We start from the raw sequence: 19,406 nt of genomic DNA, 5'->3' as shown, positions 1-19,406 counted from the left end.
GTCCGGTGGTCGTGGCGCCGCCGCCCGTTCCGGTGCGCACGCACCTTTCGGTGGGTACACCCCCTTTTCGGCGACGACGCCGCCACGCGCCATCAGCATCACTCCTCGGTATCCGTGCGGAAAGGCACCAGGTAGACCGTGGTATCGGGCGGGAGCACCCCTTCTTCCTCCAAGGGTGCGGAGCTGAGGAGCACCGCCCAGCCTTCGGGCAGGGGGAGGGGCTCAGCAAAGGCCGTCATAATCAAGAGGTCCCCGCGGGAGGTGGCGGCGGCGTCGCCCTTCCCGGAACCACCCTTCCCGGAACCACCCTTCCCGGAATCGCCCGCATAATTAATGAGCGCGACGCCGCTTCCGGCATACTCGGGGGCGCGGCGCAATCCTCCCAGGCCCAGGTCGTAGCGGGCACGCAGGTGGAGCAGCTCCGTGTAGTAGGCGAGCGCGGATTCCGGATCGGCCTCCTGGGTATCCACCGCAAAACAGCCCCAATCGGCAGGTTGGGGTAGCCAGCTTTCCCCGTCGGGAGAGAATCCGAAGGCCGGGGCATCCGCGCGCCAAGGAATGGGCACCCGGCAACCATCGCGGCCCAGCTCCGCGCCACCCGTGCGCGCGAAGGTGGGATCTTCGCGAGATTCGGGCGGCAGCTGGGTAGCTTCGGGCAGCTCGAGTTCTTCACCCTGGTAGAGATAGTAGGAGCCGGGTAGCGCGGCGGTGAGGGTGTGCCAGGCCCGGGCCCGGCGCGCTCCCAGCGCCGCATCGGGTTGCGGGTCATCGGGGCCGATGCCGCTCGGGCCGTTTCCGCACCAGCCGGTGGTCACGCCCTCCAGGCCCAGGCGCGAGGTGGCGCGCAGGGTGTCGTGATTGGAGAGAACCCAGGTGGTGGGGGCGCCCACGGCATCGGTGGCGCGCAGCGAGGATTCAATCAGCGCATTAATGCGGTCCGCGCGCCAGGGCGCGGAAAGGTATTCGAAGTTAAAAGCCTGTTGCATTTCGTCGCTGCGCACGTAGCGGGCCAGGTCTTCCTCGGTATCCACCCAGGCTTCGGCCACCATCATGCGGTCGCGCCCGTATTCGTCCAGGATCGAGCGCCATTCGCGGTAAATATCGTGGACAGCGGGCTGGTTGGCCATGGGCGCGGGCGGCACGCTTACATCCGGGTTATAGCGCACCTCCTCCACCTTGTAGGGCCAGTCCGGGAGGTCCGGGTCTTTGGCCAGGCCGTGGGCCACATCCACCCGCAGCCCGTCCACGCCGCGATCCATCCAGAAACGAATGGTATGAGCAAATTCATCATGAATAGCCGGGCTTTCCCAGTTGACATCCGGCTGCGAACGGTCAAATAGGTGCAGGTACCAGGTTTCTTCACGCTCCTGCGGGGTGCCTTTCACCCAGGGAATATCCTTGACCTGAGACCAGGCCGGGCCACCGAAGGAAGAAAGCCAGTCGGTGGGTGGCTCGCTCCCATCTTCCCCGCGCCCGGGGCGGAACCAGAAATTATCGCGTTGCGGTGCGCCTGCACCTGCTAGCACCGCTTCCCGGAACAGCTTGTGATCCCAGGAGGTGTGGTTCGGGACGATGTCCACAATGACTTTCATGCCGTGCGCGTGGGCGGCCTCGATGAGCCGCTCGGCATCGGCGAGGGTGCCGAAGCGCGGGTCGACGTCGCGATAATCGGCCACGTCGTAGCCGGCATCGAATTGCGGGGAAACATAGAAGGGCGAAAGCCACACCGCATCGACCCCGAGCTTCTCCAAATAATCAAATTTTTCAGTGATGCCGGGCAGGGTGCCGAGCGGCCCGCCGCTCGACGCATAGGAACGCGGATAAATCTGGTAAATAACGGCATCGCGCCACCACTGGTCGCGCTGCTGGGGCGGGTGGATAATAGTGCTGGGGTGTTGTGCTGTCACGATCAACCTCTTCGTTGCCGGGAACCGGTGCCGGTTAGCACCGCACTTCCAAGCTTACGTGATAGGTACGACGCCGCCGGCAGCTAGGCGAGCGCTCCCCCGGCAGCGCTGAGTTTGCGGCGGAATTCTTCCAGGTCCCGAGCCGGGCCGGCCGGGAGTTCCCCGCCGCCTGCCGCGGCCTGTGCCGCAGCGGCTTCCAGCGCCGCAATGGCGGCCTGCCAGGCGGTGCGCGCCGCGGTCATATCCCGAACTTCGGCGTGCAGATCGCCGAGCAGTCCGCGGCAGTGGGCGGCGGAAAGTTGCTCACCCAAGCCCGCGTAGATAGCGGCAGCTTTCTCCATAGCGGGCACGCCCTGCGCGGGCGCGCCGTTTTTGGCATGGGCCACCGCAACGTGATGCCAGGACATGGCGGCAACTTCCCAGGCGGCGCGCTCGGCTTCGGTGGCGGTGGTGTTTGGCTCGGGCGCACCCGCCGCATCGGCACGCTCGGCAGCCGATGCGGTGCCGGCTGATTCCACGCCAGCCGGCTCCCCACCGGCCAGCTCCGCAGCGCGCGCCGCCACCTGCACGAAATGCTCCGCGGCGGCCGGGTAGTCCCCGCTTCCGAGCACCGCGCGGGCCCGCCCGAAAGCACAATCAACCGCATTAAATTCCTGGCCGGGGAGCGCCGCAAAGGCCGTTTCCGCCGCGAGGTAATCACGCGCCGCCCCCGCGAACTGCCCGGCGTCCAAGCGCGCCGCGGCGAGGGTGGCCCGAATAGCCACCCGCCCCAGATCCACCTCCGGCAGTGCACCCGCGGGCACCAGCGCTGCTTCCAAAGCTGCGATAGCCGCGGTGAGATCGCCGGCTTCCGCGTAGGAGATCCCGGCGTTATACAGCGCATTAGCCTGCTGAGCATCGTGCCCGCCCAGGGCTGCGTACACGCCGGCCGCCTCCCGCATAGCCTGAGCGGCTGCGGCGTCGTTAGCGCCGTCGTGCAAAAAATATCCGTAGGTTTCCCAGGCGCGCGCGGCCCGCAAGGACGCCGGCGCCACGCGATACGCTTCCACGGCGCGGCGCGCGAGATTGAGCGGATTCTCCCCCAGCTGCCCGGTGGCAAGCGCCGCGAAATACAGGGCATCCGAGTCACTCACCTGCGCAAAAAGCTCAGGCGCGGAACCGCCGGGAAGTCCGCCGCCAGCGCCCCTCGCACCCGCGGCGCGGCGTTCGATTTCCCGCGCCTCCACGAAACGGGCGCGGGCCTCATCTTCATTGTGGCGCTCGAGGGCGGCGAGCCCGGCGCGCAGCAGCTCGGTAACGGTGGCGTGCATAGACATCGTTGAGATCGATGAGCAGGCCTAGATAGACCGCAGTTTTTGGAGGACTTCGATCTGGAGCTCCTGGGTATTCGGCGCGGTACGGTAGGCCGAATACGCCTGGTTGTAGGAGATGCGGGCGGCGTCAAAATCGCCGGCTTCCTCGTTGATCTCCCCGATATGCCAGAAGCAATTGCCCATGCTGACCGCGGCGTCGCCGTTTTCCGGGAACTGTTGGAAGAGCGCGATCGCGCGGCCGAGCCGGTCCGCGGCCTCATCCATCTCCCCGATGGCCTTGAGTGAAATCCCGAGCTGGCCGTTGGCGACAGCACGCTCAAGATAGAGCTCCGGATCACGCTCGAAAGTATCCGCGGCCTTCCGGTAGAGCTCTGCGGCTTGCTTGAGATTGCCGGCGCTGAAAGCCTGCTGGGCATCGTTGAAATAGGCAAGGCCCGCACGCTTGCCCTCGTGCGGATCGCGGGCGGCAGGCTCCGGATACGCGGGAGTGACTGGTGATTGCGTCATGTGCGGGCTTCTTTCTTACTTGTTCAGTTACGTGAGGGCGGCCACCGGCGCGAGGTCGTGGCCTGGACCACTGACCATTCTATTACTTGTGAGCGGAAACACAAACCTGGGGAAGGTGTGCCTGACGCGGGCGCGCGAAGCGTGATGGCGGGCCCTGCGCCACACGCCGCGCCTAGGCCCAGCGCATACGCGAAAGGCGGGAGACCGGGCGCTTTCACGCTCGGGCTCCCGCCCTATCGCTACACGGTTGCGGATTTACCGCGGTGGATTATTCTCCACGACGGCGCAGTACCAGCACCCCACCGGCCAGCAGCGCGAGGGCCGCGCCCGCGGCACCCAGCACGCCAGCGCCGGTGCGCGGCAGGCGCGGGCCGGTGCCAGCATTCGCGGGCGAGGTCGGAGTCTCGCTCGACGTGCCACTCGGGCTCAGCGCCGGGGTCGCACTCGGGGTCGACGACGCCGCCGGCCCGTCCGTGCTTGCGCTGGGCTGCGGCGCGGGCACCGTGGTCGTCGGCGTGGGCACCGGGGTGCTCGGCACCGGCGTGGTCGGTTCAGGAGAGCTAGGCTCGGGTGCCGGCACAGTTGCCGTCGCGGTTGGTTCCGGTGTCGTCGGCTCGGGTTGCGGTGCGGGAGCCGTCGGTGTTGCGCTAGGCGAAGGTTCCGGCTGCACGCGATCCGAGGTCGGCTGCGGCGCGGGCGCCGTGGTCGTGGGCTGCGGCGCGGGCGCGGTTGGTTCCGGAGTTGTCGGCTCGGGTGCCGGCGGGACCGGCGGCTGCGGCGGAACCGGAGGCTGCGGCGGCACGGGCGGGACCGGCGCCACGTAGTGGAAGCCGAAATCGGCATCCAGCACATCCGCATCGCTCAGCGTGATCTGCCCGGAGCTGGCCTTCGCCTTATCGCCCGAGCCTTCCCGGACATGGGTAGTTTCCCAGGTTCCCTCACGCTTCGGGAGGGTAGCGCGGTCGACCACAACCGAGTACGTGCCAGGTTCCAGGCCGCGCACAAGGTACTTACCGCTGGCGTCCGTCGTCGTCGTAATAAATGGTTCCGTATCACCGGGGCGGAATACCTTCACGGTAACGCCCGCCAGGCCCGGCTCACCCGGATCGTCCGCGCCGTTGTTATTGACGTCCTCCCAGATGCGATCACCCAGGTCCACGCCCACGGTCAGGCAGGCATTCGCCTGTTTGCCCGCGAACTTCTGGCCCTTCGAATCGAGGCGTTCCTTGGCCGGGGTGAGCGCCTCGTTACAGACCTGCTGGGCGCGCGCGGTTTCATCAACCACCGCGTACAGGTGCAGCACCTCTTCGCTGCCCGGGGCGATCCCGCGTTCGTGAGTGAAGCGCAGGTAGGCATCATCGGTGGCATTCGGGTCCGCACCCTCCACCGGATCGCCGGTGTGAGGATCGACCACCTCGGTCACCGTGTCATTGATGCGCCAGGTTCCGGTGGCGGCATCGTATCCACCATTCGTGCTCCAGTAGCCCACGTACGTGACCCCCGCAGGGAGCATATCCGTGATTTCCACGCCGGTGGCAAAACCGGGTCCGGCGTTCTTGGCACGCACCACATACTCCACCACGGAGCCGGTGGCCCAACGATCAGTTTCGTTGTTCTTGTCGAGGTCAGCCAGCACCACGCCTTCGGCCAGGCCGGCGTGCGCGGGATCAGCGGCGGTTTTCTCGCTCAGCACGCTGAGATCAGCGGATTTCGCGTGAATATTCTCCTTGGTGAGGTCGAGGTCGAAGGGCATGGTCAGCCCGACCTTCGCCGGCTCGGTCGTGATGATCGGCGCGCCAGTTTCAGCATTCTTACCGGTGACCGCGTAGCTATTCCAGGCGATACCGCGCGCGGCCGCAGGAGCCGTCACATTGGCGTTGATCGTCCAGGTATCCGCGCGAGTGAGTTTGGCATCATCCGGGAATTCCACCCGGAAAGCGCGCACCTGGGAGAAGTCCCCGCCCAGCTGTTCGGCGGTCTTCCAGGTGCCCGATTCGCAATTCTCCGGGCCGGATGTCGGCTCACCGCCCAGGGCGATGACCTCACCGCGGCACGGATTCACGGAGGTGGAGTAGAGCACCGAGCTGGGCTGCGGGGTGCCCTCCCCGAAGGTCAGCGGTCCGTTCAGGCGCGGACGCCAGGTGGATTCGCGTTTATTCTCGGGGGTATTGGCCCCGCTCACACCGTGATCACCCGGGTAGGGCAGCACATCGTACACCACCACACCAGAAGCCCCGGTATTACCGTTATTAAGGAGGTCCAGCTTGAATTCAGCATTGGAGGCCGGCGAAACTGTCCCGTAATTCGGGTTGGCCTGGAACTCCGTATCGACGTCGCCCTTCACGTAATTCTTGCCCGCGAGCGCCGGCAAGCCCGCCACGTTGAACTTCGTGGAGGTGGTGCAGCCGCTCGCTTCGGGGCGGTTGAGGCCGTCGAGGTTATCGGTGAGTTTGCGGCTATCGGTGCGCGCCCACCAGTTGCGGATGCACTGGTTCGGGGCGACGGCGGTGCCGAGGTTGGGGCGCTTGGCATCCGCGAGGATCATGTCGTTGGTGTTTTCGCCGGGCTCGGTGGCCGCGGTGATTTTCGCGCCGAAGTAAAGCACCATTTCCGAAGAGTTGGAACGGCTCTGATCTCCGGTGCTGGGCGGGGCAAAATAGTCGCCCGTGCCGTCGTCCGGCCAGGTGAAACGCACCAGCTGGCGTTGCTTGCCGTCCACCGTTTTCATCTCGGTTTCCACCCGCATTTTGTCCAGCGGGAGGGAGGCTGGCCAGTTCGCGGAAGTGGTGATCTGCTGCTTGGGATCGTATTCCATGCCCGGGGCAAGCAGATCCATAATCACCGGGTAGAGCTTGGCGCCCTTGCCGGTGTAGAAGCCCAGGCCGAAGGTGTAGGTCTGGCCGGTTTGGAAGAGCTCACCGGGTTTGGTGTCGAGGTTGCCCACCATCTGGCCGCCCAGGTGCGAGGTTTTCGACACCCCGTAGGTGGGGTAGCCGTCCACAATAGCGACCTGCGCCGCGGCTTGCCCCGTGGTGATATTCGCGGGCAGTTCCGGGGTGGGATTGCCAGCAAAGTCAAGGGATTGCGCGGTGACGACGGCGCGATTTTCCAGCGTGGGGACCTCGTAGTTCGGGGCGTAGCTGTAGGTGGCACCATCGGGTGCGGTGGTGCCGTTATGCACATCGGCCGGGAAGTCATCGACCACGGTGCCGCGGATTTCCAGCGTGATATCGCCACGTTCACCGTTCATCACGTCCGCATCCAGGGCGATGGAGGTGATCTCCTCTCCCGCCGGAACGGTGAGCGGGAAATTGCGGGTGGTGGTGGGGTCGACGTCGACGCTGAGCTCCTTCCCACCCGTGGTGGTGTAGGTGACCTTGGCGGGAACCTTCTTGAGGAGCGGGCGCACCAGGGCGGCCGTGATATTACGCAGGGCCGGGGTGGCGCAGGCGCCGGGATTCTCCGGGGAAACGTAGCGGCAGGGCAGGTTATCAGCCACGTGCATGCGCAGCGGAACATTCCCGGTATTCGACCACGAGATATTCCACACGGCTTCCCCGCCGCGCTGGGTTACGGCCTTATTGGCTGTTTTGCGGAAATTACCTTCGGCACGCAGGTTTTGCAGCTGGCGGGTCACGGAATCGGTGGCGGTGACGGCCGCGAGTGTGGGATCAAGCGGGGTGCCGGTGGCTTCCACATTGTTAGTGGCGCTGACGCCCTCGGTGAAAGCACCGGTGGGGAAAACAACTGTCACGCGGTAATCGGCGACAGCGCGCACGATGGGCGAACCGGGAACTACCCAGGTGACGGTGCGGGTGGCCGGATCGTAGGTACCGCCATTGGTGGCACGCACAAATTCCGCACCCTCGGGCAGGGTGTCAACCAGGCGCATTTCGGTCAGGCCCATGAGGCCGGGAACACCGGTGCCCGGGTCCTTAAATTTATTTTCGTTGGTATTGAAGGCACCTTCGTAACCAGCGGTGATGGTGTAGGTGTACTGACCGCCGATAGCCGGATGGGATTCGGGTGCGAATTTACGCACCGCGATGCTGGGCTTGGCATGCACCGGCGTGGTGAGTGCTACGGGATCGGCCACCTGGCCGTTGGTTTCCCCGGCCGCCTTCGGGCGGATTGCTTCACCTTCGGGCCAGCGCAGGTTCTCCGGGCGTACCTGCACGCGCATGACGCCGGTGGTTCCCACCGGTACGGTGCCCAGATTCCAGGTGTAGGTATCACCCTCGCGCACCGGGAGCACGGCCTGGTCATGGGAAGAATTGGTGGCGCTCACGTGGGTGAGTGGGAGTTTATCGGTATCGGAAACGTAATCAACCAGGCCGGGGATGGTGACACTGAGAGCGGTGTTCTCGCACTGGCCTTGCACGCCGGCGCAGGACCATTGCACGTCATAGCTGGCCAGAGCTCCGGCTTGGACCCCGGCGGCTTTTTGCTCTGCCGGTTCGGCCACCGCGATTTCCAAGCGCGCAGAAGAGGCCGCATCCACGGCCCGATCTGCGGTCTCGCCGGCCGCGTTGGCGTTTTCACTGTTCGCGTTGGTTCCGGATTCGTTCGTTCCGCTCGCAGAATTGGCATCATCTGCCACTACACGCACGTTCGCGGCCATGGCCGGCGCGGTCAGCGGAATCGCTCCACCCACCGCGACGACGGCAGCAATAAGTGCCGCCACCGCACCCGTGACCAACCGGTGCACCGCGACTCGCGAACGCGCCGCTCCCGTTCTCAATTTTTGCATTCCTAGATCCCTTATTAGTTACCCGTTCGTACCGGATTCCGCGCCCCGGTGGCGCGGTGAGACGCCCCAAACACGTGGCCCAGCTGCGGAAACACCTTGATTTCTCGAGGCACTCCCGGCGCCCCGTGGTTGTAAACCATGTGGAAGGTGTTCATGTACGACTTAAATAACTATGTGGTAAATCTTATCTTCCGAGGTAGCTGTCTCAAAATATGGCCGTTGGTGTGGAGGGCGTGCATAGCGCAAGTCCAGAACAGAAAAACCGCCGCGACCGCGCCCCAGCCGCACTACGTTTTTTGGGGTAACACGGAAGACGGCGATGGGAATCCCGGGAACCTCACAAACCTCACTAGCCACACGAACCCCTGCGGGGGTGGTATGTGTTGTCAGAGCTGTACTGCATTTGTTGTACATGCGAAGTACACCCCGGAAAAACACACCCGCCTCCCGCCGGTCCAGGGTAGGCGGAATGGGTCATTCTCAAGCGTCAAGGCTGCAAAACGTGCATTTTGGACTGTTAGGGCCGCAGAGTGTACGCCACGGACACTAAACCGCGGAAAAACTGTCACCCATGTACATTTTGTTAGCTGACCGAGTCTCTCTCCTCCTCAAAGTGCGTGTCCTGGACATTGACCCCCGCGAAGTGTGCGTAAGGAACACGAATTCGCTCTGAAACGGTGTTCTCCCGCGCACCTTGTTTTCGGGGTCGGGCTGGACGGGCCCGGGCTGCCAGGTGCCAGATAGCACCCACTCAACACCTGACCGGCACCCTCCCAACGCAAGATCGTTACTCGCTCAAGACTCGTTCGGTGCATACTCCGTGTAACCCTCGTGCCCCCGAGCAGCACAAAGGGCCGGTAGCCCAAATTGAGCTACCGGCCCTTGTTACCGTTGTTACGGCTCATGCGCGGAGGCAATGACGCGCTCGCGTCGAGTGCCCCAGCGCGCCCGCTTCACGGGCACCGCTTCGCGGGCACCACCCTTACTTCATGCGAGTGCCGGTGGAGCCGAGGCGCTCGCACGCTTCGACAACGCGAGCGGCCATGCCGGCTTCGGCGGCCTTACCCCACGAGCGCGGGTCGTACTGCTTCTTGTTACCCACTTCGCCGTCGATCTTGAGGACGCCGGAGTAGTTGGTCAGCATCCAGTCGGCCACCGGGCGGGTGTAAGCGTACTGGGTGTCAGTGTCCACGTTCATCTTGATGACGCCGTTTTCCACCGCGGTGCGGATTTCTTCGGCGGTGGAGCCAGAGCCACCGTGCATAACCAGGTCGAAGGGCGATTCCTTGCCAACCTTGGCGCCGACTTCCTTCTGGATCTCACCGAGGATTTCGGGGCGCAGCTTGACGTGGCCGGGCTTGTACACGCCGTGCACGTTACCGAAGGTCAGCGCGGTGATGTAGCGGCCGTTTTCGCCCAGGCCCAGCGCTTCAACGGTCTTGAGGCCGTCCTCAGCGGTGGTGTAGAGCTTTTCGTTGATTTCGCCGACGACGCCGTCTTCTTCGCCGCCCACAACACCGATCTCAATTTCGAGAATGGTATTGGCCTTCTGGGAGAGCGCCAGCAGTTCCTTGGCGATTTCCAGGTTCTCATCCAGCGGCACGGCCGAGCCGTCCCACATATGGGAGTTGAAGTAGGTCTGCTTGCCTGCCTTGTGCTGCTCAGCTTCGAGCTCCATGAGCGGGCGGATCCAGGAATCGATGTTCTGCTTGGCGCAGTGATCCGTGTGCAGGGCGATGGTCACATCGTAGTTCTTGGCGACGGCGCGCACGTATTCCACCAGGGCGATGGAACCGGCCACGCGATCCTTAACGGTGGAGCCGGAGAGGTATTCGGCGCCGCCCACGGACACCTGGATGATGCCGTCCGATTCGGCTTCCGCGAAACCGCGCAGGGCAGCGGTGGCCGTCTGGGACGAGGTGACATTGATGGCCGGGTAGGCGAACTTATTCGCCTTGGCGCGGTTGAGCATTTCGTCGTACTGTTCGCGGGTTGCAACAGCCACTGAGATCTCCTTTATTCGGCGTTCCTCGAACCATCTGTCCGAGAGGTTTTCTGTGTGAGCACGCGAACCACCGCGATGTGGCGAAGGCTCCGTGCGAGTGCCGCGACCGGCACTCTTTGAGGGTTCCTCAAACAGGTTTTATTATCCCACGTTTGGCCCCGCCGTGGCCGGACCTTTGCCCTGAGGCGAAAGATTCACCCCGCCGGGCATTCGGGTTACGATGAGCGAGGAAGCCAGCACGAGGGAGTCACCATGATCACCAGCGACACCGCCGAGGCCGCTCGCGAACTAGCCGAGCTCATGGAGGGGCGCACCACCGTAGTCATCGCGGGTGCGGGCGTCTCCACCGCTTCGGGCATTCCCGATTACCGCGGCACCGGTTCCTCCGATGTCCCCTCCATTGATTACGATGCTTTCGTTTCGGATCCGGTATGGCAGCGCTGGGTGTGGCAACGTAATCAGGAAACGTGGCGCGCGCTGGACGGCGTCGTCGCCAATAATGCCCACACGGCACTGGCGCGTTTCGAAAAAGCGGGCCTCATTAACGGCGTCGCTACTCAAAATGTGGATAATCTCCACCAGAAGGCCGGTTCTACTAGGCTCGCGGAACTACACGGGAATTTTTTGCGGGTCGTGTGCGTGGAGTGCGGGGCGGAGTTCCCGCGCGCGGAGATTGCGGCGCAGCTGGACCGGCTCAACCCGGGCTGGCCGGAGGATCCCGATCCCGCGCACGTGGCGATTTTAGCTTCCGCGGACCGCACCGGGGCGGAGGCCTCCACGTTCCGGGTGGCACCGTGCCCGCGTTGTGGAGGCTTGCTCAAACCCGCGGTGGTATTTTTCGGTGAGGCGCTACCGCGGGCGGCGATGGAGCAGTCTTTTGCGTGGGCGCGGGAGGCGGATCTTGCTCTGGTGGTCGGTACCTCGCTCGCGGTGCTGACCGGTTCGTGGGTGCTCGGCGAGGCGCTCCAGCACGGTGCGGCGTGCGCGATTGTCAATATTGGCCCCACCACCGCGGATCGTTACGCCGATCTGCGCGTGGAGGGGGACGTGGGGACGGTGCTCGCGGGCGCCGCGGATCTCTTAGGAGCGTGAGTCCATGCGTGGTTCAGCTTTTAGTGACGACGACGGCGCACGCGGCTGGTTCAAACGCCGCCGCCAACGTAAACGCGCCCAGGACCTGGCCGAATGGCAGACCCGCACGCACCGCTCAGCATTTTCGGAAAGCCCGCCGCGCGCCAGTGCCGGGTCGGCCTTCGGGGAGCCGGAGGGTGAAGGACGGCCGGTAGTGGCGCGGGCGCATTCCGGTTCGCGTGCGAAGCCGCATCCGCGTGATGAGCGGGCAGCGCGCGCAGATTATGAGAAGCGCATCAAACGCGACCAACGCCGGCAAGCCCAGGAACGCGCGCACGCGGAGGAGCGAGCGCGCGTCCAACGGGAAGCCGGCCGGGCCCACGCAAGCTCGGCGCAATTGCTGCCCACCGTCCCGCCACTCCCCTATCCCGCGAGCGCGAGTGCGCAGCAGCCCGCCGGCGCGACCGCGAGCTACGGCGCAACGCGGGTCAATACCGCGCCACCACCCGAGGAGCCGAAGAAAAAGAAAGACCGCGGCCTCTTCTGGTGGATTTTCATTGTTTTCGTGTGTTTCCCGGCCGGGTTTTTCCTTGCCGATATGGAAGATGAGGTGAGCGATCCGCCGGCCGAGGTGGGCAGCGCGCAGAACGCTGAAGATTCCGGTGGCGCGGAACCTGGCGCGGCCGGGGGCGCCGCGGCTCCCGAGGCTGGCGCGCAGCCGCTGGCCACTTACGCCCCCGTCCCGCAGAATCTTGCTGAGGCGCAGGCGGTGCGTACGGAAGGTGTTATTCCTACAACCGCTAGTTCAACTTTCGTTATTCCGGCGGGGCACGTCTTCGGGACCTACGATGCGGAGGAGGATTCCACCGGTTTTTATGACACGGAAACAGGGCAGCTGCGCTACACCCTGCCCGGAGCGGTCATGTGTTCACCGGCGGGGGATACCGCGAATATGTGGTGCGCGCCGAATACGTGGACGAGCCCCTACGCCAGCTCGTATATTTCAGAGGTGCCCGCCACCCTGCGCGCGGCGGCGGATGGTAGCGTGATCTGGGAAAGCGGAACGGAGGCGCAGGGCTTCGCGCCGGGGGTGCTGCTTTCCGATGCTGCTGTCGGGGAGCAGCGTTTTTCGTGGTTGTCGCCCACGGATGGCGCGGTACTCACGGAGGTAACCCTTCCGGCGAGTTACGGAGAATTCCATGTCACCCCGAACGGGGAAGTTCTCTATCTTGCGCGCAACGACAAAAATATTGAGTGGATGGTTTTCGACGCCGCGGGCCGTACGCGCGGTTCCGGAGTTGCGACGGATACCCAGCTCAGTTTCACCCCTGTTATCACAGCGACGGACGGCTGGTTCTTCCCGGAAGATGATGCGGCATTCACCCTGGATGGGAAGATGAATTCCGGGTCTGCCTTGCCCTCGAACGTGCGGGTGCGGGCAGCTCATTGCGCGGCTCCGCAGGCGAGCACCGCGCAGCTACGTGAGGTTCTGGAAACGTTGCTGGGCCAGAGCGCGGCGATGACCTCCGGGAACTATCACGTGGGGATGTCGTCCTGCACCCCGGGTGGTCTGGGGTATCTATCCGCAATGTCCGGGACTACCACGGCGCTTGTGGCTGGCGGGCAGGCGCGTGAGCTGCCAGTGGCGAGCGCCAGTTTAAATTTCCTTCCGCTGGGCAACGGCATCGTGGTGTCCGGCTACCGGGCGGACTCGCGCGATGTTACTTTCGCTTTCGACTGGAACCAGGGCGAGGAGCCAGTCTGGTCGGTTCGAGCCACCCTCACCGATGCCGTGCCCGGATTTGGCTTCATCGGCACCGATTTTTCCACCCCCGATTCGGAGCCGGTCTATTACGCGCTGCGGGTGAAGTAGCATCCAGAGCTCTTGCGCTTTTGCGCTCATGAACTTTGGCCGCTGCATTGAGCCTTTGCGGCGGCATTGCTAGAGTTCATTCACCAGTACCGGCCCGCACATCCGCCTCGTGAATGGGTCAGGGCCGGTCTTCACAATTAGAATCCAGGAAGGTCTTGACATCCCCTCCGGTTCTGGTAGATTTTGGGTACCAGAACCGGCCCGCCCACTTTCTTTACAGAGTGGGTCAGGGCCGGGCTTCACATACTGAGGCCCAGCGAGGCGCGATGACAACTACTCCGAAGCCCTGGACCACTTTCCACCAGCAGATTGAGATACTCACCAGCCGGGGCCTGAGTGACGCTGCGGAATACGCACAACACTTACGATCAGTCGGCTATTACCGGCTCTCAGGTTATTGGTATCCGCTGCGTCAATTTGCGAATCAGAACCACACACTTACACACCGCCGCTCGGATCTTTTCGTTCCGGGCGCGAAGATGCACCACGTTATTGAACTTTACGAATTTGACGAAAAGTTACGGTCAGCAGTCTGGCAAGCACTTTGCAAATTTGAGATTGCGTTACGGGTCGATGTCGGTCACGCCTTCGGTGAAACAGATCCCTACCTGCATATGCATATCCTCGAAATCCAGAATAATGACCGTGATCGTAACAAAGCTCGCAATTTTGCAGTCACCTTAGCCGAGACGCAAAAAAGATCCCGTGAGGCATTTGTCAAGCACCACCAAGACGCATACAACGGTCAAATGCCGATTTGGGTCATCACTGAGATTCTGCAATTCGGTTCCCTCATTAGCCTTTACCTACTCGCTCCTTTCAAACTACAAGTGCAGGTGGCGAATCTATATTCCACCCGAGTGGACACACTGGGGTCATGGCTAAGAGTTATGAACAGCCTGCGTAATATCTGCGCCCACCACGCCAGGCTATGGAATCGCAAAATGGCCGTCACACCTGCAACCAATCTCCGCAATTCTTGCGGCAAACTCAAGCCATGCCTAGGTCGGCCAGAAAAGCTTTTCACCAGTCTGAGCATTGCCGTCTACCTACTCGAACACAGAGGATTCACCGAGGAGATTCGAGCCATCGCCCGGGTACTGACCGAATTCCCGACCGGGATCCCCGGATGCTCTATATCCGACATGGGAGCGCCACCCGATTGGCAAAGCACTCCACTATGGGCACCCTATTGCTCATAATAGGTCGAAACCTTTCTACCGAGCACACCACCACCCCGCGTGAGCCGGTCATGCACCCAACACTTGGACCACTAAAGAACTACCTGTGACTACACCTTCATGGCCGACGCCGACCCAGCTCAACGTCGAAACTTTCGTGCTGCGCGAAACCACCATCGTGGATCCGTGCGAACTAACCGCCCACCCAGCGAACCACCTCGTGCCCATAGCGACCGATCCGCATGAAGCCGCGCGCTGCTGGCACCACCAGCAGGCACCCTCACCCTGTGGGGATACGGACCAAAACGCGCCAGCAAGTTCGCCGGCGAAGGCTGGATTTCCCTGGAACTCAACGGCCAACAGCTCATGCCGCGCGAAGCGTGGACGCATATCGCGCTGTTCTGGCAGAGCATGCTGGATGCGGTGGAGAGCTATCTCGATACCGGCGCGGGGCGCGGCGATTTCAGCGAGGAAACCGCGGGTTTTTCCCTCTCCCGCAGCGGGCAGCTGCTCATTTTCGAGCTCCGCGGCCAGCGCTACCTCGCCGAGCCACTATCTTTCCTACACGGCGTTTTGCGCGGCGCTGACCAGTTTTATCGGTGGGCCCACGAGTACGTGGGTACCGTTCCCGCGGCCCACCTGGAACGCATCGCGCATCTGCAGGCGCGTATTGCTGCGCTCACTGCCGCTCGCAACGCGCGCTAATCCTCTGCGCCAACCCGCGGCGCCGGGTGCCGCTTGTCGATATACGCACTGCACCCCATCGAGGTCACCAGCATCCACACCACCAGCAGAAACGACGGCCACCGAATCGATTCGTACGCGTACTGAAACACCAGGAAGGACAGCCCGGCAATGATTCCGTAGCCGGCGTCGAGGAGGTAACCGAAGCGCCGCGGCGTTCGCCCCACCGCACGCGTCATGTAGAAACTGGCGATGCTAAAAAGAATAAGTACGACGACGAAGCTCCATAGCGGGAAGGAATGCCGGCCTGCAAGGAAAACCACCGCGAGGGCAAACCCGAAGCCGACCAGGAGGATAATCAGAAAGCTAACAATCTTGCCGATGGGGACTTTCCTGCTCAGCTGCCGATGCTGCGGTGCGTCTGCCATAGACCGTTCCCTTCGCCGTTGAATATCGGCAATAATTATCCTATGAACGAGGATGCCGCACAAGAACCTAAGGAGCAGCCCACAGACACCACGCAAGCACCCGCCGATTCTGCGCACGCATCCGCAGATTCCACACACGCACCCGAGAACCGTGAGAAATCTACCGAGAGGGCGTACCGCTACCGCAAGGGCGCTACTCTGCTCATCGTGGTCGTTGCCGGGCTGGCCGCGGCCATACTCTTATTCTGGGCCACCGGTGATCCGAAAGTGGAGATGTGGATGTTCTGGATTTCCACCCTCGTTTACCTCGCGGCGAGCGCGCTTCTCACCAAGGCCGCGGCAGCGCTGCGCCGAGCGCGTGGCGTGTGGAGCCCGTGGGGCTATGCCTTGGATACCGCCTACGGCGCTTTCTTCGGCATCTCTTTCATCATCGCAACCGAGCTGCCCCGCATCAAGCTCTTCGGCGGACTTAACTGGTACTCCGCCCTTGCCTGGCTCTGGCTCGCCACCTTCGCGGTCTTCTTCAGCACCTACCTAGCCCAGCGGCATCCGAGCAGAAGCAGCGAGCCACCAGGGAAACCCTGGGAGTGACGGGTAGACTAAAGACGTACAGGGCATGCCGCAACGGTTCCCTCACCCGTAATCTGAGCCAGAACTATGCTCAACCTAAGAATCGAAAGGGGTACCTACGATGAACCGTGAAGCCCGCGAGCACAACGAAACCATCACGCCTAACAGCGCGCAGATAAAACGGTTGCGAGCTGCTTTTCCTGAGTATTTCGATGAGCAAGGCTCCTTCATGCTCGACAGGTTCGAGCAAATGCTCAGAGAAGACGACCTGAACCTCACACGCGAAGGCTACGAGCTGAAATTCCTCGGCAAGTCATACGCGAAATACCTAGCGGGATTAGAGACCGAAACCGTCGTAGTTCCTGACCTGGAGCACAATGCCGAACCCGAGAACAAAGACTCCGAGAATCTTTACATCGTCGGCGACAACCTCGACGCCCTCCAACATCTGGTCAAGTCTTATACAGGCAAGGTCAAGTGCATCTATATCGACCCGCCGTACAATACAGGATCCGACGGATTTGTGTACAACGACGATTTTGGATTCACCGCTCAGCAGCTCGTGGAGCGAATTGGCATCAGTGAAGACGAAGCCGAACGCATCCTGGATATGCAAGGCAAATCATCCCATTCTGCATGGCTCACCTTCATGTATCCGCGCCTGGTGCTAGCCAGGGAGCTTCTAAGCGATGATGGCGTTATTTTCATCAGTATTGATGGAAATGAACAAGCAAATCTCCAACTCCTATGTTTTGACATTTTTGGTGAAGAAAACGAAATCGGAACAGTTTCTGTTGCTAAAGGTACAACAACTGGGCAAGACGCGGGTGATTTAGGATCAAGCATTGACTACTTGCAAATTTTCGCTAAGAATAAACAGTTATTTCAATTGAATCGGCTCCCACTGTCGACCGAAGATGCGAAACGATTTAATGAACAGGATGAAAAAGGTAAATACTCTACTTTACAGTTCAGGAAGACCGGAAATAACGATAGACGGGAAGACCGACCTAAGCTCTATTACTCTCTTTCCGCACCTGATGGAACTGAGGTGTTCCCTATAGGTCCCGGCGGATATGAAAGTCGCTGGAGAGCAGAAAGGAAAACATACCTTGCTTGGGAAACTGCAGGTCTGATCGTCTGGAAGAAAAATAAAGAAGCCAGATGGAATCCCTATGTCAAATATTATCTAGAAGGACGACTCAAGAATGTTTCCAATCTTTGGACCGACATTCCATTTTATGATGAAACGCTTTGGGACGATATCGAGGGTAATAAGAAAGCAACGCATACGATAAAAGGACTGTTCGGCGAAGCCGTATTTACTAATCCGAAACCAGTTGGGCTGCTAGAAAGAATTGTTCAAATAGGCGCAGATTCAGAAAGTTTAGTTCTCGATTTTTTCTCAGGATCTGCAACCACAGCGCACGCTGTACTTCGGATGAATGCTCAAGATAGTGGTAATCGTCGTTGCATCATGGTTCAGCTGCCCGAACAAATCGAAGAGAATAAGCCGGCTTATAAATCTGGATATAAAACAATCGATGAGATTGGTCGGGAGCGTATTAAGCGTGCGGCTGCCAAGATTAAGGAGGAGACGGGAGCTGATATTGATTATGGGTTCAAGCTGGTTCGTCTTGAGTCTCCGTCGGTGAAGACTTTGGATGAGCTTGATGCGTTCGATCCCAGCGTGGAGGATCTTTTGGCTGGGGATTATGTGTCGAAGTTTGATCTTGATGGCACGCCTGGCCGTGAGGTGGTTTTGACTACCTGGTTGAATCAGGACGGTTTTGGACTGCTTGCTAAGCCCCGCAAGGTCGAGCTCGCCGGTTACGTGTTGGATGTTTGTGAGGATTCTGCTTACGTCATTGATTCGGGTATCACGTCGGATGATGTGCAGGAGCTTGTGCGGCTGTTGGAGGCTAACGAGTTGCAGTTGAGCCGTGTGGTGGTGTTCCCGTATTCGGTGACCTTTAGCGTGATGCATGAGTTGAAGAAGAATCTAGCGGTGCTCAAATCAGGGCAGAGCGTTGAAGTGATCGAGAGGTTCTAGATCCGATGAAGATTCGTCTGCAGACTCTTGAGCATCAGACGCAGGCTATTGCCGCGCTTGGGCACGTGTTTGATGGTGTTGAGCTGGATTATTCGTCCCATAATGAGGCGAACCCTGTTTTCGATGTTGGCGATCCGAAAATTGCGGAGAATATCGCCGAGATTCAGCAGGGCCAGCTAGAGGGCGTTCCGGCTATTGCGAAACATCTGCGCACCCGACAGGGGGATGCTTATCTAGGTGTAGATGTGCGTATGGAGACCGGCACCGGCAAGACGTATGTGTATACGCGCGCTATGTTCGAGCTACATAAGCGGTTCGGGTTTAACAAGTTCATTATCTTGGTGCCCAAGACCGCCATCAAGGAAGGCACTCGGGCTTTTATCGAGTCCGACTATGCCCGTGAACATTTCGCCGATATTTACGGAACGCAGACTAGACTTGTTTTAGAGGTTTTAGAACCGCAAAAGAAGACTAAGGGCCGCAAGATGTTTCCCACAGCGGTGAGCTCTTTCGCTTCTGCTTCTAGGTTGCAACATAACCGGATTAATTGTTTGTTGATGACTGATGGCATGTTGCAGTCCAAAACAACGATGGCCACTGATTATGACCAGGCCGTGCTCGGTTCAGCATCGGTGCCGTATAAGGCTTTAGCGGATACTCGTCCGATTGTGTTGATTGATGAGCCGCACCGTTTCCGCAAAGAGAATAAAGCCTGGAAAACGCTGATTGAACAGATCCGCCCGCAAGCGGTCATCCGGTTTGGAGCAACGTTCCCTGCGGCCGAAAAGAGCGGGGTAGTTGATTACAACAACCTGGTGTTCAACCTTGGATCTATTCAGGCGTTTAACGATCAGCTTGTTAAGGGGGGTTAATAGACAAAAAGTGGGTCTAATGACGGCGTGTCGTTAGCTCCCGATCTGGCCTTTACGGATGTTTAGACCGTCTTCCCAGGGGTGCTCGGTATCGATGTGGGTATCGATCTGGGCGGGCTTATCGCTGGGCGCGCTAACGGGTTTCTTCCGTGTCTGGACCTTGTTAGAAGCGAAATCAGACATCGGTTGAGT

General features: G+C 61.1%; 13 protein-coding genes. 7 read left to right on the top strand and 6 right to left on the bottom strand.

Annotation, left to right across the window (positions count from 1 at the left end):
• Positions 1–98 precede the first annotated feature (98 nt).
• The 5 genes from ACRQEG_RS06430 to fbaA all read right to left on the bottom strand — a co-directional run bounded on the left by ACRQEG_RS06430 (position 99) and on the right by fbaA (position 10,488).
• The gene (locus tag ACRQEG_RS06430; protein ID WP_320758065.1) at positions 99–1,907 is read right to left on the bottom strand and encodes a glycoside hydrolase family 13 protein; all 1,809 of its coding nucleotides are present in this window, start codon (positions 1,905–1,907) and stop codon (positions 99–101) included.
• Positions 1,908–1,990: 83 nt separating this feature from the next.
• Complete coding sequence (locus ACRQEG_RS06425; RefSeq protein WP_435733825.1) at positions 1,991–3,223, bottom strand: hypothetical protein; 1,233 nt, start codon at positions 3,221–3,223, stop codon at positions 1,991–1,993.
• Positions 3,224–3,244: 21 nt separating this feature from the next.
• Complete coding sequence (locus tag ACRQEG_RS06420) at positions 3,245–3,727, bottom strand: tetratricopeptide repeat protein (protein ID WP_016442182.1); 483 nt, start codon at positions 3,725–3,727, stop codon at positions 3,245–3,247.
• A 268-nt stretch (positions 3,728–3,995) separates the two neighbouring features.
• Positions 3,996–8,477 carry an SdrD B-like domain-containing protein gene (locus ACRQEG_RS06415; RefSeq protein ID WP_435733824.1) on the bottom strand — a complete coding sequence of 1,494 codons (4,482 nt, stop codon included), beginning with the start codon at positions 8,475–8,477 and terminating at the stop codon, positions 3,996–3,998.
• Positions 8,478–9,459: 982 nt separating this feature from the next.
• The gene (gene fbaA / locus ACRQEG_RS06410; RefSeq protein ID WP_257960156.1) at positions 9,460–10,488 is read right to left on the bottom strand and encodes a class II fructose-bisphosphate aldolase; all 1,029 of its coding nucleotides are present in this window, start codon (positions 10,486–10,488) and stop codon (positions 9,460–9,462) included.
• Between the two features lie 246 nt (positions 10,489–10,734).
• Between fbaA and ACRQEG_RS06405 the strand changes: the two genes are divergently transcribed.
• The 4 genes from ACRQEG_RS06405 to ACRQEG_RS06390 all read left to right on the top strand — a co-directional run bounded on the left by ACRQEG_RS06405 (position 10,735) and on the right by ACRQEG_RS06390 (position 15,312).
• Positions 10,735–11,574 (top strand): Sir2 family NAD-dependent protein deacetylase, encoded by an 840-nt coding sequence (locus tag ACRQEG_RS06405; RefSeq protein WP_435730841.1) that lies wholly within the window; start codon positions 10,735–10,737, stop codon positions 11,572–11,574.
• Between the two features lie 4 nt (positions 11,575–11,578).
• Positions 11,579–13,426: a hypothetical protein gene (locus ACRQEG_RS06400; RefSeq protein WP_435733823.1), complete on the top strand. Its 1,848-nt coding sequence runs from the start codon at positions 11,579–11,581 to the stop codon at positions 13,424–13,426.
• Between the two features lie 266 nt (positions 13,427–13,692).
• Positions 13,693–14,628 (top strand): Abi family protein, encoded by a 936-nt coding sequence (locus ACRQEG_RS06395; protein ID WP_320758213.1) that lies wholly within the window; start codon positions 13,693–13,695, stop codon positions 14,626–14,628.
• Positions 14,629–14,973: 345 nt separating this feature from the next.
• The gene (locus tag ACRQEG_RS06390) at positions 14,974–15,312 is read left to right on the top strand and encodes a hypothetical protein (RefSeq protein WP_435733822.1); all 339 of its coding nucleotides are present in this window, start codon (positions 14,974–14,976) and stop codon (positions 15,310–15,312) included.
• Here the strand turns inward: ACRQEG_RS06390 and ACRQEG_RS06385 are convergent.
• The gene (locus tag ACRQEG_RS06385) at positions 15,309–15,719 is read right to left on the bottom strand and encodes a hypothetical protein (RefSeq protein WP_320758215.1); all 411 of its coding nucleotides are present in this window, start codon (positions 15,717–15,719) and stop codon (positions 15,309–15,311) included. The genes ACRQEG_RS06390 and ACRQEG_RS06385 overlap by 4 nt on opposite strands.
• Positions 15,720–15,761: 42 nt before the next feature.
• On the opposite strand from ACRQEG_RS06385, the gene ACRQEG_RS06380 reads away from it, so the two are divergent.
• The 3 genes from ACRQEG_RS06380 (at position 15,762) to ACRQEG_RS06370 (ending at position 19,214) form a co-directional block, all read left to right on the top strand.
• The gene (locus tag ACRQEG_RS06380; RefSeq protein ID WP_320758216.1) at positions 15,762–16,310 is read left to right on the top strand and encodes a hypothetical protein; all 549 of its coding nucleotides are present in this window, start codon (positions 15,762–15,764) and stop codon (positions 16,308–16,310) included.
• Between the two features lie 100 nt (positions 16,311–16,410).
• Positions 16,411–18,342, top strand: a complete 1,932-nt coding sequence (locus ACRQEG_RS06375; RefSeq protein ID WP_320758217.1) for a site-specific DNA-methyltransferase — start codon at positions 16,411–16,413, stop codon at positions 18,340–18,342.
• 5 nt (positions 18,343–18,347) lie between these two features.
• Complete coding sequence (locus ACRQEG_RS06370; protein WP_320758218.1) at positions 18,348–19,214, top strand: DEAD/DEAH box helicase family protein; 867 nt, start codon at positions 18,348–18,350, stop codon at positions 19,212–19,214.
• Positions 19,215–19,406 lie beyond the last annotated feature (192 nt).

It is taken from the genome of Actinotignum stranguriae (genome assembly GCF_051265215.1).
Classification (GTDB): Bacteria; Actinomycetota; Actinomycetes; order Actinomycetales; family Actinomycetaceae; genus Actinotignum; species Actinotignum schaalii_C.
The sequence above is the reverse complement of the archived record's forward strand: the minus strand, read 5'-3'. Positions and strand labels throughout refer to the sequence as shown.